The following is a 14,544-nucleotide window of genomic DNA, read 5'->3' on the forward strand; positions in this document are numbered from 1 at the left end:
CCGGCGTGGACCCCGTCACAGAACGCACCGGAAGTCGGTTCAGTTGCAACCCGTTTCGAGATATCCGATGGCGCCACGTGCGATCCGCTCGGTCAGGGCGTCGAAGTCGGTCTCGCCGGCGGCTACTGCCGCCTGTGCCATCCCGCGGGTCATCGCCGAGAGATCGCGCGCGGCCAGCTCGGGGTCGGCGATGCCGTATCCCGCCAGCAGTTCCGCCACCAGGGCGATGATGCGCCGTTTCAGCGCATCGGTCTCGGCATCCATCGGCAGCTCGGCCTCGGCGCGCTCCATCGCCTCGGCCCCGAGCGCGTCGCGCCGGTGGTGGTGGAGCGAGGCCCCGACCATCAGCCGTACGGCCGTCCGCAGGTCGTGGCCCTTCGCCTGGGCCCGGCCGCGCTCGATATCGGCGAGCATCCCGGCGCGCATGTCGCGGACCAGCTCGGCGAGGATCGCCTGTTTCGAGGGGTAGTACTGGTAGAGCGTGCCGACCGAGACACCGGCCGTCTCGGCAATGGCATTGGTATTGAGCGCCGGCGGCCCGCCAGTCACCAGAATCCGAGCCGCCGCCTGCTTCACCGCCTCGCAGGTGGCGCGGGCCCTGGCTTGTCGCGGTTGTTTTCGCGGGGAAATTTCGGCCATTCCGCGGCCCTCCGGCAAAGCGAGTATGAAATCCGAGTATTTGCTCGGATTATTGGTCAATCGCATCGCTCAGGCAAGGAGAGAGTGAAATGGACATGAAGGGACGCAGCATCCTCGTCACCGGCGCCTCGCGCGGGATCGGGGCGGAACTGGCGGCGCAGCTGGTGGCGCGCGGAGCGCGGGTAATCGGGGTGGCACGCAGGCCGTTCGAGGCCGAGGGGGTCAGTGCCATCGCGCTCGACCTCGGAGCGGAGGGGGCAGGGCGCGACCTCGCCGATCGGGTAGCGCGGGATCATCCCGACTGTTCCGGGCTGATCGCCAATGCCGCGGTGATGGCGCATGTCGATCTGACGCGCGGCATCCATGATGCTGAAATCGCAATGGAAATCGCCATCAACCTGACCGGGCCGGTACAATTGGCCACGGCCATGCTGCCGCAACTGGCGGCCAATGGGCCGTCCTTCGTCAACTTCGTCACCTCCGGCCTCGCCATCGCGCCGCGCGCCGAGGCGGCGGTCTATTGCGCGACCAAGGCGGGGTTGCGCAGCTTTGCCCGTTCGCTGCGCAACCAGTGCCGCGACGCTGGCCTGCGGGTGCAGGTGAGCGAAACGGTGATGACGCTGGTCGAGACCTCGCTCTCGCGCGAGATGGCCGGCCGCTATCCGCCGGGGCGCGCCGCTGCCGACCTGATCGCCGGGCTGGAGGCGGAGCGGGAGGAGATCTGGATCGAGCGCACCCGCCTGCTGCGGCTGGTCAACCGTCTGTCGCCGGCGCTGGCCTGCCGTATCCTGCGCGGCCCGAACGTTCGCGCCCTGCACGCCGGCTAAGCCCAGTTGCAGCAGGGGGATTGAACCCCCTTGGCCGCATCGCCTATAGAGCCGCAACCGGACCCGTCGGCAGGAGATTACACATGGCAGGCCATTCGAAATGGGCGAACATCCAGCACCGCAAGGGCAAGCAGGACGCCATCCGCGCCAAGTTGTTTTCCCGTCTCAGCAAGGAAATCACCGTGGCCGCCAAGATGGGCGACCCTGACCCGGACAAGAACCCGCGCCTGCGCCTGGCGGTGAAGGAGGCCAAGTCGAACTCGGTCCCCAAGGACGTGATCGAACGCGCCATCAAGAAGTCGATCGCCGGCGAGGGGGATGACTACGAGGAAATCCGCTACGAGGGCTATGGTCCCGGCGGCGTGGCCGTGCTGGTCGAGGCGATGACCGACAACCGCAACCGCACCGCCTCGAACGTGCGGTCGACCTTCTCGAAGAACGGCGGCAACCTGGGCGAGACCGGCTCGGTCGCCTTCATGTTCGACCGCAAGGGCGAGGTGACCTATCCGCTTTCGGTCGGCAGCGCCGATGACGTGATGATGGCCGCCATCGAGGCCGGCGCCGAGGATGTCGAAACCGACGACGAGGCGCATTACATCTATTGCGCCGACAGCGACCTGAACGACGTCTCGACGGCGCTGGAAGGCCAGTTGGGCGAGTCGACCTCGACCAAGCTGATCTGGAAGCCGCAAACCTCGACCGAGCTTGACCTCGAGGGAATGCAGAAGCTGATGAAGCTGATCGAGGCGCTGGAAGAGGACGATGACGTGCAGCGCGTCACCGCCAACTTCGAGGCCTCCGACGAGGTCATGGCCCAGCTCTGAGCCGGGCAGTCGTTCAGCCGATCCCTTTTGCGGCCTCCGGATCGCCATTGCGGCGACTTGAAGCGGGCAGTGGCGCGCATCCTGCTTGAACTGAGCGCGCGCCTCGCCTATACGCCCCCGGTGGCCCCTTGGGGGCGACTCGAAACCAAACAGCAAGCCGTGTTCGGCCGCTCCCGTCGCTGGGGGCCGCATCCGGCAAGGAGAAGCGACAATGAAACTGCATGAACTGCGCGACAATCCGGGCGCAACCAAGCGCAAGAAGCGCGTCGCCCGTGGCCCCGGCTCGGGGAAGGGCAAGACCGCCGGTCGCGGCATCAAGGGTCAGAAGTCCCGTTCGGGCGTGGCACTGAACGGCTATGAAGGCGGCCAAATGCCGCTGTATCAGCGCCTGCCGAAGCGCGGCTTCAACAAGCCCAACCAGAAATCCTTTGCCGTGGTGAACCTGGGCCTGATCCAGAAGTTCATCGACGCCAAGAAGCTCGACGCCGCCTCGATCACCGAGGAAACCCTGGTGTCCAGCGGTCTGGTGCGGCGCAAGCTGGACGGCATCCGCGTCCTGGCCAAGGGCGAATTCACCGCAAAGGCGACCATCTCGGTCACCGGCGCGTCGAAATCGGCGGTGGCCATGGTCGAAGCAGCCGGCGGCTCGCTCACCACCCAGGCGGCAGCTGCCGCCGAGTGACGGGTTGTGGGCCGCGCCTGCGCGGCTTACATAGGCTGAAGTTTTCCAAGGCGCCGCCCGGATCGGAGAACGATCCGAGGCGGCGTTGCACCAGATAGAGACCCGTTCCATGGTATCAGCAGCAGAGCAGATGGCCGCCAACACAAGCTGGGCGGCGCTCGGCAAGGCGACCGATCTGCGTAACCGGATCCTCTTCACCCTCGGCCTGCTGGTCGTCTACCGGCTGGGCACCTACCTGCCCGTTCCCGGCATCGACGGCCACGCCCTGCGCCAGTTCATGGAACAGGCGGGGCAGGGCATCGGCGGCATGGTCTCGATGTTCACCGGCGGCGCGCTGGGGCGCATGGGCATCTTCGCCCTGGGCATCATGCCCTATATCTCGGCCTCGATCATCGTGCAGCTGCTGGCGGCCATGGTTCCCTCGCTGGAGCAGCTGAAGAAGGAAGGCGAAGCCGGCCGCAAGAAGCTGAACCAATATACCCGCTACGGCACGGTGGTGCTGGCGACGGCGCAGGCCTACGGCCTTGCCGTCTCGCTGGAAGCGGGTGACCTCGCGACCGATCCGGGCATGTTCTTCCGCATCTCCTGCATGATCACCATCGTCGGGGGCACCATGTTCCTGATGTGGCTGGGCGAGCAGATCACGGCGCGGGGCATCGGCAACGGCATCTCGCTCATCATCTTCGTCGGCATCATCGCCGAGGTGCCCGCCGCCCTGGCGCAGTTCTTCGCCAGCGGCCGCTCGGGCGCTGTGAGCCCTGCGGTTATCATCGGGGCGATGCTCATGGTGGTGGCGATCATCACCTTCGTCGTCTTCATGGAACGCGCGCTGCGCAAGATCCACATCCAGTATCCGCGCCGCCAGGTGGGGATGAAGGTCTATGACGGCGGTTCGTCGCACCTGCCGGTCAAGGTCAACCCGGCCGGCGTGATCCCGGCGATCTTCGCCAGCTCGCTGCTGCTGCTGCCGGTCACCATCTCGACCTTCAGCCAGGGCGCGGCCTCGGGGTCGGTGATGTCGTGGCTGCTGGCCAACTTCGGCCCCGGCCAACCGCTCTACCTGCTGTTCTTCGTCGCGATGATCGTGTTCTTCGCCTACTTCTACACGTTCAACGTGGCCTTCAAGCCCGATGACGTGGCGGACAACCTGAAGAACCAGAACGGCTTCGTGCCCGGCATCCGCCCCGGCAAGAAGACGGCGGAATACCTCGAATACGTGGTCAACCGCGTGCTGGTGCTGGGCTCGGCCTATCTCGCGGCGGTCTGTCTCTTCCCGGAAATCCTGCGCAATCAGTTCTCGATCCCGTTCTACTTCGGCGGCACCTCGGTGCTGATCGTGGTGTCGGTCACGATGGACACGATCCAGCAGGTCCAGAGCCACCTTCTCGCCCATCAGTACGAGGGGCTGATCGAGAAGTCGCAGCTGCGTGGCCGCAGCAAGAAACGCACAACAAAACGGAGTCCCGCGCGTCGATGAACATCATACTTCTCGGGCCCCCGGGGGCCGGCAAAGGCACCCAGGCCCGCTATCTCGTGGAGGAGCGCGGGATGGTACAGCTCTCGACCGGCGACATGCTGCGCGAGGCGAAGGATTCGGGCACCGAGATGGGCAACCTGGTTGCCGGTGTGATGGCGCGGGGCGAGCTGGTGACGGATGAGATCGTCATCGGGCTGATCCGCGAGAAGCTGGAAAGCGGCGAGGGCAAGGGATTCATCTTCGACGGTTTCCCGCGCACGCTGAAGCAGGCCGACGCCCTGGGCGACCTGCTGGCCGAGACCGGGCAGAACCTGGACGCGGTCATCGAGATGGAAGTGGACGACGCGGCGCTGGTGTCGCGGATCACCGCGCGCTCGACCTGCGGATCCTGCGGCGAGGTCTACAACGACGTGACCAAGCCGATCCCGGCCGATGGCAAATGCACCAACTGCGGTGGCACCGAATTCAAGCGGCGGGCGGACGACAACGAAGAGTCGCTGCGCACCCGGCTGATGGAATACTACAAGAAGACCTCGCCGCTGATCGGCTACTATTACGCCAAGGACAAGCTGTCGAAGGTCGACGGCCTGGGCGAGATGGACGCGGTCAAGGCGGCGATTGCCAAGGTGCTGGACGCCTGAGAGAGGCGCTCCGGCCGGCGACGAAGGCTTCACCGGCCTCCGAAAAACGGCGATGCCGCTAGGCTGCGGCATCGCATCTGGTAGCCAGGCGATCGTGGCCTATCTGCCTGGACCCGGACGAAACTGGGCAAGATATCCTCGATTCGAACCAAGAGTTGACAATGGCGGGGTCATCGTTAGCCTGCGCCCCAATTGGTATGGATCGATCGGTTCAATGCGCCGTTTTTCAGTACTTTTTTCCGCTCTCGCGACACTGATCCTGGGGCTCGTTGGCGGTGCCTATCTGGCCACGCACCATAGCGAACCAATCGCTGCATTCTACAATAAGGTTGCGAAAAAGACTGGTCGTCTTCTTGGCATGGAGGCCGAGAAAGAGAACACGGTGGGCTACATTGAGTCCACTTTCCTACGGTTCGCCACCAAACTCTATCGCCTGCCGGACACGAACTGGAAGAAGGGCGGTGGCCTCACCGTCATGGGCGACACGCTTCTTCTGATCATCCAGGACGGGCGGATCTACCGGTTCGAAGATGGCAAGGGGCTGATCCAGACCGGTATCGAGGTCCCTGACAACGGGTTCGCGGACTACGTAGACCTGGTCAAGCAGCCCGAGTTTTCCAATCAGGTACACAAGCCGGACTCGATGCGGTACAATGACATCCTGTATGTCGATTCAGACGCCTCGGGCTTTCGCGGTCTGATCATTTCATACACCTTTTTCGATCGTGAAAAACGGTGCCACGGAAGCCGGCTGGCAAAGCTTCCGTTCGATGGTATCCCCGATCTGAAAAGCTTTGCGGCGGCCGCAGCAGATTGGGACGTCTTCTTTGAGACGACGCCATGCCTGCCGTTCCGACTGCAGGGCACGGCCCTGGAAGGTATTCAGGCGGGTGGCCGCATGGCCCTGCATCCGGACGGTCGCCTGATTTTCGCCAGCGGCGATTACGCGCATGACGGCATCGAAACGCCGGATATCGGACTGATGGACCCGGCGGTCCTCTACGGGAAGGTGATCTCGATCGTCATTCCCACCGGCGAATTCCGCGTCCTGTCGGTCGGGCACCGCAACCTGCAAGGGGTTACGGTGGACACGAAGGGTGAAATCTGGACAGTCGAGCACGGGGTACGTGGTGGTGATGAGCTGAACCACATTCGTGAAGGTCTCAATTACGGTTGGCCAAAGGAAAGCCTCGGGACCCTCTATACCGGCCAGCCGCTGCCTTTCGATGGCCCACCGGGTCGCCATGACACCTACACCCGCCCGGCCTTTGCCTGGTTGCCATCGGCAGCAACCTCGGCGCTGACGACGATCGACAACTTTGATCCGACTTGGGACGGTGACCTGCTGGCGGGAGCGCTGTCGAGTCCGGAATACGGGCAGAGCCTCTATCATATCCGTACGGACGGGGATTCCGTGGTCTTTGTCGAACGGATCGAATTGGAGCGGCGGGTTCGCTATGTCACGCAATTCGGCAAGCGTATCGCGCTATGGCTCGATCTCACCGATCTGATGATCCTTACACCGGTTGAGCGCGAAGATCCGCTTGGCCGGGCCATTGATGCGCTCGCCGAGGCATACGACGCTGACGTCGTGGCCTCCACGAAGGGGCTCTTACAGGCCTGCAGTGAATGCCATTCGTTCATGCCGGCACAAAGCGCCGCCGGGCCGACGTTGAACGGGGTCGTGGGTAGAAAGGTCGCCGGAACCGCCTTTGAGGGGTATTCCGAGGCGCTGAGCAACGCTGGTGGCACATGGGAGGAAGACCGCCTGAAAGCATTTGTCAGCGACCCCCAATCCATTGCGCCGGGCACGCCGATGCCTGCTATACCAGTGCAGGACCCACGTGTTCTGGACGCGCTGGTCTTCACCCTGCGGCATGCGGATACGAGTGCAGACGAGCACCTCAAATACTAGTAGCGGTCCGATTTCCCTATCCTGGCGTGCAGGCCTTGACGCCTTCGCCAAAAGCCCATATCGACCCTCATCCCGCAAGGGAATCAGTTCGTGTGCGATTCCTTAACGTATCGCACGGATCACCTAGACGATATGCCGGACCGGTCGGGTCTCCCGCCCGGTTCATGTTGTGAAAAAAGGGTCTGGCGCGACGGACCCGCAACGAAAGGAAAGACGACCGTGGCACGTATTGCCGGCGTGAACATCCCGACTGCAAAGCGGGTTCCCATCGCCCTCACCTATATCACCGGAATCGGCCATACCTCGGCCAAGGCGATCTGCGATGCCGTCGGCATTGACCAGACCCGCCGCGTCAACCAGCTGTCGGATTCCGAAGTTCTGGCCATCCGCGAGCACATCGACGCCAACTACACCGTCGAAGGCGACCTGCGCCGCGAGACCCAGATGAACATCAAGCGTCTGATGGACCTCGGCTGCTACCGAGGCCTGCGCCATCGTCGCAACCTGCCGGTGCGCGGTCAGCGGACCCACACCAACGCCCGTACCCGCAAAGGCCCCGCGAAGGCCATTGCCGGCAAGAAGAAATAAGGAGGCAGGCAGATGGCTCGTGACAAGACCCGCGTCAAGCGCAAGGTTTCCAAGAACATCGCCGCTGGCGTTGCGCATGTGAACTCGTCGTTCAACAACACCAAGATCCTGATCTCGGACGTGCAGGGCAACGCGATCTCCTGGTCGTCGGCCGGCACCATGGGCTTCAAGGGTTCGCGCAAGTCGACCCCCTATGCCGCCCAGATGGCTGCCGAGGACGCAGGCCGCAAGGCTCAGGAACACGGCGTGAAGACGCTCGAAGTCGAAGTGCAGGGCCCCGGTTCGGGCCGCGAGAGCGCGCTGCGCGCCCTGGCTGCCGTCGGCTTCAACATCACCTCGATCCGCGACGTGACGCCGATGGCCCACAACGGCTGCCGTCCGCCGAAGCGCCGCCGGGTCTGACACCCGTTCAGATTGCGGGGGCCGTGCTGTTTGCGCGGCCCCCATCCGTCATTTTGAAACCTCGAGCGTCTGCACCTACCGGACATGGGGCGCAGGCAAGAATGGAGGGACCGCATGATCCACAAGAATTGGGCAGAACTGATCAAGCCGACCCAGCTTGACGTGCGGCCGGGTAATGACCCGGCACGGCAGGCCACCGTCATCGCCGAACCGCTGGAACGCGGCTTTGGTCTGACGCTGGGCAACGCGCTGCGCCGCATCCTGCTTTCGTCGCTGCAGGGCGCCGCGATCACCTCGGTCCAGATCGACAACGTGCTGCACGAGTTCTCGAGCGTGGCCGGTGTCCGCGAGGACGTGACGGATATCGTTCTGAACCTCAAGGGCGTGAGCCTGCGCATGGAAGTCGAGGGCCCGAAGCGCCTGTCGATTTCGGCCAAGGGCCCGGCTGTTGTCACCGCCGGCGACATCTCGGAAAGCGCCGGGATCGAGATCCTGAACCGCGACCACGTGATCTGCCACCTGGACGATGGCGCCGACCTGTTCATGGAGCTGACCGTGAACACCGGCAAGGGCTATGTCTCGGCCGACAAGAACAAGCCGGAAGACGCGCCCATCGGCCTGATCCCGATCGACGCGATCTATTCGCCGGTCAAGAAGGTGTCGTATGACGTGCAGCCGACCCGCGAGGGCCAGGTTCTGGACTATGACAAGCTGACCATGAAGGTCGAGACCGACGGCTCGCTGACTCCGGATGACGCCGTGGCCTATGCCGCGCGGATCCTGCAGGACCAGCTGTCGATCTTCGTCAACTTCGACGAGCCGGAAAGCGCCTCGCGCGCCGACGATGACGACGGGCTGGAATTCAACCCGCTGCTGCTCAAGAAGGTCGACGAGCTGGAGCTGTCGGTGCGTTCGGCAAACTGCCTGAAGAACGACAACATCGTCTATATCGGCGATCTGATCCAGAAGACCGAAGCCGAGATGCTGCGCACCCCGAACTTCGGCCGCAAGTCGCTGAACGAGATCAAGGAAGTGCTGTCCGGCATGGGCCTGCATCTCGGGATGGACGTCGAGGACTGGCCGCCGGAGAACATCGAGGACCTGGCGAAGAAGTTCGAAGACGCGTTCTAAGGGTTGGGTTTTTCCCATCCGTAGGGTGCGCATTCATTGCGCACCCACCGCGAAATGCCCGGCCGATCCGGGGAAGACCTGGGCAATGGTGCCCCAACAGAGCCACCGGCCACGCACCGGCGGTCGTACAAAGCATAAGTAGGAGACTGACATGCGTCACGCACGCGGATATCGCCGCCTGAACCGTACTCACGAGCACCGCAAGGCGCTCTTCGCTAACATGGCCGGCTCGCTGATCGAGCACGAGCAGATCAAGACGACCCTGCCGAAGGCCAAGGAACTGCGCCCGATCGTCGAGAAGCTGATCACGCTTGCCAAGCGCGGTGACCTGCACGCCCGCCGTCAGGCCGCAGCTCAGCTTAAGGAAGACAAGGACGTCGCCAAGCTGTTCGAAGTCCTGGGCCCGCGCTACAAGGACCGTCAGGGTGGTTACATCCGCGTCCTGAAAGCCGGCTTCCGTTATGGCGACATGGCTCCGATGGCGATCATCGAGTTCGTCGACCGTGACCGCGACGCCAAGGGCGCAGCCGACAAGGCCCGCGTCGAGGCCGAGGAAGCGGCAGCCGCCGAAGAATAAGATCCTCTCCCTCCAGAGGGATCCCGCCCCCGCTCGGCAACGAGCGGGGGTTTTTGCGTTGCCGGGGAGGGTGAAAGGACAAGGACATGACTGCAATGCAGGGGTATTCGGGACGGTCGCTGGTGGCCAAGCTGGGCTTGAAGCCGGGCTGGCGGGTGGGGCTGCGCGATGTGCCGGATGGTTGTCTCGACCTGCTGTCCGGGCCCGAGGGCGTGCATTTCGCACCGCTGGAGCAGGGCGCGGACTGGGATGCGGCGCATGTGTTCCTCTATGCGCCTGAAGAGATTGCCCTGGCGGCGGTCGATGCGATGGCCCGGTTGCGGGCAGGCGGTGCCTTGTGGCTGTCCTGGGCCAAGAAGAGCTCGCCCCTGCACGCGGGGGTGAGCGAGAGCCTGCTGCGCAGCCGGGTGCTGCCGCTGGGCTGGGTCGACGTGAAGGTCTGCGCGGTCGATGCCGACTGGTCGGCGCTTAAGTTCCTGAAGCGGCGCTGAGGCCGCTTCAGGGGGCGGCTCAAGCCGCGTCGAGCTCGTGCTTGACGAGTTTCTCGATCTGGTCGAGCGGGTGATTGGTCAGGGTCTTGGGCACCTCTGCGATAACCTTATCGGCCACTTCCTTGTGCAGAGCCGCGCGCAGGTTGCCGAGAACCTGGGGCGAGGCGACCAGAATGAGCGAGTCGAAATCGCCACGATGGGCGCGGGCGTAGAGCCGTTCCGAGAGATCGGCGGCAAAGCGCTCCTTGGCGAGTTGGTGCCAGTCGGTATCGTCCATCGCCGATTTCTGGTTGGGACCGGAGTCATGCATCCGCCCCGGTCGATTGGCACCCTGTTCGCGGCTGGGCGGATTGTCCTGTTCCTCCTTGGCGACCACCTCGAAATTCGGGTTCTGGTGGTCGGTCAGGTTGCGCAGGAACAGGGCCTTTTCGCTGTCGGTGACGACGACCCAGGTGCCTTGCTTTATTTCAGTCATGGCCTACTCCTTGTCAGTTCCGTGATGGCCACCAAGTCCGCCATCACCTTTTTCGTCCGACTTGGTGACGCGCGTGGCGCCGGGGCGGTCCTGTTCGGCGCGCTTGAGAATGTCGCGGGTGCCGACGGACCGTTCGAGGTTGCCGCCAGAGCGGCCCTGCTGGGCCGGAGTGTCGGATTCGTCCAAGTATTCGTCAGTTTCCCGTTCGAGAGATGGGCTGTCCTTGCGCTGTGTCATGGTGGGCCTCCTTTTGTCTTACGAGGAGGAAACGCGCCGGCCTGCGGTGGCGTTCCGGGCGCGGTGCCTTGCATTGCCGCGATCCGCCGAGCATATCTTCACCGGGGATGCCCCGGACTTGAGGAGGCCCGAATGCTGCGCACGATCCTGCTGACCACCGCGATGGCCCTGGCACTGCCGGTTGCCGCCGAGACCCGGATACCGCAATCGCAGGCGGAAATATCGCTGGGGTTCGCGCCGCTGGTGAAGGCCGCCGCGCCGGCGGTGGTCAATATCTATGCCCGCCGCGTGGTGCAGGCGCAGGCGAGCCCCTTTGCGGGCGATCCCTTCTTCGAGCAGTTCTTCCGGGGCTTTGGCACGCCGCGGCCGCGGGTGCAGAATTCGCTGGGGTCGGGGGTTATCCTCTCGGCGGACGGTTTCGTGGTGACGAACTTCCACGTGGTCGGCATGGCGACCGAAATCCGCGTGGTGATGGCCGACCGTCGCGAATACAACGCCGAGGTGGTTCTGGCCGATCAGGAGTCGGACCTGGCCATCCTGCGGCTGCAGGGCGGCGAGAATCTGCCGAGCCTGTCCCTGCGCGACAGCGACAAGGTTGAGGTGGGCGAGTTGGTGCTGGCCATCGGCAACCCGTTCGGTGTCGGTCAGACGGTGTCGAGCGGGATCGTCTCGGGGCTGGCCCGGTCAGGCATCGCGACGGGGAACGAGCGGGGCTATTTCATCCAGACCGACGCGCCGATCAACCCGGGCAACTCGGGCGGGGCGCTGATCGACGTGAACGGGGCGCTGATCGGGATCAATACCTCGATCCTCAGCCGTTCGGGCGGGTCGAACGGGATCGGCTTTGCGATTCCGGCGAACCTGGTGGCCGAGTTCCTGAACCAGGCGCGGGCCGGGCGGAGCGAGTTCCAGCGGCCCTGGGCCGGGATGGCGGGGCAGCCGGTCGACAGCGACCTGGCCGGGTCGCTGGGGTTGGCGGTGCCCGAGGGGATCGTCATCAGCGACCTGCACGCGCAGAGCCCGTTCAAGCAGGCCGGGGTGCAGGTGGGCGATGTCATCACCCATGTCGACGGTGAGCCGGTCAATTCACCCTCGGAGATGCTGTTCCGCATGAGCATTGCCGGGATCGGCAACTCGACCCTGATCCGGCTGAGCCGCGATGGCGAGAGCCGCGAGGTCTCGGTGGTGATGGAACCGGCGCCCGACGAGCCGCCGGCCGAGGAGACGACGCTGGGCGAGCAGACGGCGGTGCCGGGCCTGCGGGTGGCGCGGGCCAACCCGGCGGTGATCGCGCGGCTGCCCGGTGGGCTCAACATCGAGGGTGTGGTTGTGACCGACCCCGGCCCGCTGGGCGCGCGGGCGGGGTTCCGGCTGGGCGACGTGCTGGTCGAGATCAACGGGCGGGCCATCGAGACCAGCAATGACGCGGTGCGGGCGCTGACCGATCCGGGCCGGCGGCTGCGGGTCGAGATCCTGCGCGGCGGGCAGCGGGTGTCGCTGCAGTTCCGGCTTTAGGCCGTGGCTGACCTTTTCGACAACGAGCCGAAGGCCGAGCCGGCGAAGATCCGGCCACTTGCCGACCGGCTGCGCCCGAAGACGCTGGACGAGGTGATCGGGCAAGAGCAGGTGCTTGGCCCCGAGGCGCCGCTGGGCGCGATGCTGGCGGCGGGAAGCCTGGGCAGCCTGATCCTCTGGGGGCCGCCGGGCGTGGGCAAGACCACCATCGCGCGGTTGCTGGCGGATGCGACCGACCTGCATTTCGAGCAGATCAGCGCGATCTTCACCGGGGTGGCCGATCTCAAGAAGGTGTTCGAGGCGGCGAAGATCCGGGCGCGCAACGGGCAGGGGACATTGCTGTTCGTTGACGAGATTCACCGTTTCAACAAGGCGCAGCAGGACGGCTTCCTGCCGCATATGGAGGATGGCACCATCCTGCTGGTGGGGGCGACCACCGAGAATCCTTCGTTCGAGCTGAACGCCGCGCTGCTGAGCCGCTCGCAGGTGCTGGTGCTGGAGCGGCTGTCGCCCGCCGACCTGGAGCGGCTGGTGCAGCGGGCCGAGACCGAGCTGGGCCGCAAGCTGCCGCTGACGGGCGCGGCGCGTGACCAGCTGATTGCCATGGCCGATGGCGACGGGCGGGCGCTGCTGAACCTGATCGAGCAGGTGAGCGCCTGGAAGATCGACGCGCCGCTCGACCCCACCGCGCTTGGCAACCGGCTGATGCGGCGGGCGGCGAAATACGACAAGTCGGGGGAAGAGCATTACAACCTGATCTCGGCCCTGCACAAATCGGTGCGGGGGTCGGATGCCGATGCCGCGCTCTACTGGTTCGCGCGGATGCTGGAGGGGGGCGAGGACCCGCGCTTTCTCGCCCGGCGGATTACCCGGATGGCGGTCGAGGACATCGGCCTCGCCGATCCGCAGGCGCAGGCGCTGTGCCTGCAGGCCTGGGAGACCTACGAACGCCTCGGTAGCCCCGAGGGCGAGCTGGCGCTGGCGCAGGCGGTGGCCTACCTGGCGCTCGCGCCCAAGTCGAACGCGGTTTACACCGCCTACAAGGCCGCGCGGAAGATGGCGCGCGAGACCGGCAGCATGATGCCGCCCAAGCACATCCTGAACGCGCCGACGGGGATGATGAAGGATCAGGGCTATGGTGCGGGCTATGCCTATGACCATGACGCCGAGGACGCATTCTCGGGGCAGAACTACTTCCCCGACGGGATCAAGCGGCCGGTGCTCTACATGCCGGTCGAACGCGGATTCGAGCGCGAGTTGAAAAAACGGCTGGACTGGTTCGTCAAGAAACGGGCAGAACGCGGCGGCAACTGACTCTCTGGAGATTGAGCATGATCGAACGCATCCAACCCGGCGCCCGCATGAGCGGTGCTGTCAAATACAACGGCATCGTCTGGCTGGCCGGCCAGGTCGGCGAAGGCGCCACGGTGGCGGAGCAGACCAAGGACTGCCTGCGTCAGATCGACGAGCTGCTGGCCGAGGCCGGTTCCAGCAAGGACAAGATCCTGCAGACCATCATCTGGCTGGCCGACATGAACGACTTTGCCGAGATGAACGCCGAGTGGGACGCCTGGGTGCCGGCCGGCAACACGCCCGCCCGCGCCACCGGCGAGGCCAAGCTGGCCGCGCCGAAATACCGCGTGGAAATCATCGTGACCGCGGCCTGCTGAGGCGGCTCGCTTGACAAGGCGGCGTGGGCGCGCGACACGGGCGCCCATGCTGTCGACCCTTTCCCTCGTTGCCCTCGGGGGCGCTGTCGGTGCCAGTCTGAGGTATCTCTCGGGGCTGGCGATCGTGCGCCTGCTGGGCCATACGCCGTTCCCGGTGACGATCCTTTTCGTCAACGTGGTCGGGTCGTTCCTCATGGGCGCTTTCGTGGTGGCCGCGGCGCATCGCGGGTTGACCCACCTTAGCCCGTTGGTGATGACCGGCTTTCTCGGCGGCTTCACCACCTTCTCGGCCTTCTCGCTGGAAACCATGACGCTGATCGAGCGTGGCGACACCGCTCAGGCGGCGCTTTACGTGCTGCTTTCGGTGGTATTGTCGGTGGGCGGGCTGGCCGTTGGCATGGCGGCGGCGCGGGGGATATTGGCATGAGACTGGTAAAGCCCGACCACGACCGG

18 protein-coding genes are annotated in these 14,544 nt (G+C 65.0%); 15 read left to right on the forward strand and 3 right to left on the reverse strand.

The window, feature by feature from the left end; all coding sequences use genetic code 11:
* Window positions 1–39 precede the first annotated feature (39 nt).
* Window positions 40–639: a TetR/AcrR family transcriptional regulator gene (locus IE266_RS18930; protein WP_189681690.1), complete on the reverse strand. Its 600-nt coding sequence runs from the start codon at window positions 637–639 to the stop codon at window positions 40–42.
* An 89-nt stretch (window positions 640–728) separates the two neighbouring features.
* Here IE266_RS18930 and IE266_RS18935 point away from each other — a divergent pair, with 89 nt between their 5' ends.
* The 11 genes from IE266_RS18935 to IE266_RS18985 all read left to right on the forward strand — a co-directional run bounded on the left by IE266_RS18935 (window position 729) and on the right by IE266_RS18985 (window position 10,194).
* Entirely contained in the window at window positions 729–1,466 is a 738-nt protein-coding gene (locus IE266_RS18935) for an SDR family NAD(P)-dependent oxidoreductase (protein WP_189681691.1), read from the forward strand.
* A gap of 83 nt (window positions 1,467–1,549) precedes the next feature.
* Window positions 1,550–2,290 carry a YebC/PmpR family DNA-binding transcriptional regulator gene (locus tag IE266_RS18940; protein ID WP_189681692.1) on the forward strand — a complete coding sequence of 247 codons (741 nt, stop codon included), beginning with the start codon at window positions 1,550–1,552 and terminating at the stop codon, window positions 2,288–2,290.
* A gap of 211 nt (window positions 2,291–2,501) precedes the next feature.
* Window positions 2,502–2,972 carry a 50S ribosomal protein L15 gene (gene rplO, locus IE266_RS18945; RefSeq protein ID WP_189681693.1) on the forward strand — a complete coding sequence of 157 codons (471 nt, stop codon included), beginning with the start codon at window positions 2,502–2,504 and terminating at the stop codon, window positions 2,970–2,972.
* Between the two features lie 109 nt (window positions 2,973–3,081).
* Entirely contained in the window at window positions 3,082–4,449 is a 1,368-nt protein-coding gene (gene secY, locus IE266_RS18950) for a preprotein translocase subunit SecY (RefSeq protein ID WP_189681694.1), read from the forward strand.
* Window positions 4,446–5,090, forward strand: a complete 645-nt coding sequence (locus IE266_RS18955; RefSeq protein WP_189681695.1) for an adenylate kinase — start codon at window positions 4,446–4,448, stop codon at window positions 5,088–5,090. The genes secY and IE266_RS18955 overlap by 4 nt, the downstream gene beginning before the upstream one ends.
* 214 nt (window positions 5,091–5,304) lie before the next feature.
* Window positions 5,305–7,005 (forward strand): PQQ-dependent sugar dehydrogenase, encoded by a 1,701-nt coding sequence (locus IE266_RS18960; protein WP_189681696.1) that lies wholly within the window; start codon window positions 5,305–5,307, stop codon window positions 7,003–7,005.
* A 219-nt stretch (window positions 7,006–7,224) separates the two neighbouring features.
* Window positions 7,225–7,593 (forward strand): 30S ribosomal protein S13, encoded by a 369-nt coding sequence (gene rpsM, locus IE266_RS18965; protein ID WP_189681697.1) that lies wholly within the window; start codon window positions 7,225–7,227, stop codon window positions 7,591–7,593.
* 12 nt (window positions 7,594–7,605) lie between these two features.
* Window positions 7,606–7,995, forward strand: a complete 390-nt coding sequence (rpsK, locus tag IE266_RS18970) for a 30S ribosomal protein S11 (protein WP_189681698.1) — start codon at window positions 7,606–7,608, stop codon at window positions 7,993–7,995.
* Window positions 7,996–8,109: 114 nt separating this feature from the next.
* On the forward strand, window positions 8,110–9,126 hold the full coding sequence (locus tag IE266_RS18975) for a DNA-directed RNA polymerase subunit alpha (RefSeq protein ID WP_189681699.1): 1,017 nt from the start codon (window positions 8,110–8,112) through the stop codon (window positions 9,124–9,126).
* 151 nt (window positions 9,127–9,277) lie between these two features.
* Window positions 9,278–9,703 carry a 50S ribosomal protein L17 gene (gene rplQ / locus IE266_RS18980; RefSeq protein WP_189681700.1) on the forward strand — a complete coding sequence of 142 codons (426 nt, stop codon included), beginning with the start codon at window positions 9,278–9,280 and terminating at the stop codon, window positions 9,701–9,703.
* A gap of 86 nt (window positions 9,704–9,789) precedes the next feature.
* Window positions 9,790–10,194, forward strand: coding sequence for a DUF3052 domain-containing protein (locus tag IE266_RS18985; protein WP_189681701.1), 405 nt, complete (start codon window positions 9,790–9,792; stop codon window positions 10,192–10,194).
* Between the two features lie 19 nt (window positions 10,195–10,213).
* Here IE266_RS18985 and IE266_RS18990 read toward each other — a convergent pair whose 3' ends face one another.
* Window positions 10,214–10,669: a host attachment family protein gene (locus IE266_RS18990; protein WP_189681702.1), complete on the reverse strand. Its 456-nt coding sequence runs from the start codon at window positions 10,667–10,669 to the stop codon at window positions 10,214–10,216.
* 3 nt (window positions 10,670–10,672) lie between these two features.
* Window positions 10,673–10,906 (reverse strand): hypothetical protein, encoded by a 234-nt coding sequence (locus IE266_RS18995; RefSeq protein WP_189681703.1) that lies wholly within the window; start codon window positions 10,904–10,906, stop codon window positions 10,673–10,675.
* Window positions 10,907–11,038: 132 nt separating this feature from the next.
* On the opposite strand from IE266_RS18995, the gene IE266_RS19000 reads away from it, so the two are divergent.
* Genes IE266_RS19000 through crcB form a run of 4 tightly spaced genes read left to right on the forward strand, consistent with a single transcriptional unit; the run spans window position 11,039 to window position 14,518 of the window.
* On the forward strand, window positions 11,039–12,421 hold the full coding sequence (locus IE266_RS19000) for a trypsin-like peptidase domain-containing protein (RefSeq protein ID WP_189681704.1): 1,383 nt from the start codon (window positions 11,039–11,041) through the stop codon (window positions 12,419–12,421).
* Between the two features lie 3 nt (window positions 12,422–12,424).
* Window positions 12,425–13,735 carry a replication-associated recombination protein A gene (locus tag IE266_RS19005; RefSeq protein WP_189681705.1) on the forward strand — a complete coding sequence of 437 codons (1,311 nt, stop codon included), beginning with the start codon at window positions 12,425–12,427 and terminating at the stop codon, window positions 13,733–13,735.
* A 17-nt stretch (window positions 13,736–13,752) separates the two neighbouring features.
* Window positions 13,753–14,091, forward strand: a complete 339-nt coding sequence (locus tag IE266_RS19010) for a RidA family protein (protein ID WP_189681706.1) — start codon at window positions 13,753–13,755, stop codon at window positions 14,089–14,091.
* A gap of 46 nt (window positions 14,092–14,137) precedes the next feature.
* Window positions 14,138–14,518, forward strand: coding sequence for a fluoride efflux transporter CrcB (crcB, locus tag IE266_RS19015; protein ID WP_189681707.1), 381 nt, complete (start codon window positions 14,138–14,140; stop codon window positions 14,516–14,518).
* Window positions 14,519–14,544: the final 26 nt, after the last annotated feature.

This window comes from Seohaeicola zhoushanensis (assembly GCF_014656415.1).
In the GTDB taxonomy this organism is placed as follows: domain Bacteria; phylum Pseudomonadota; class Alphaproteobacteria; order Rhodobacterales; family Rhodobacteraceae; genus Seohaeicola_A; species Seohaeicola_A zhoushanensis.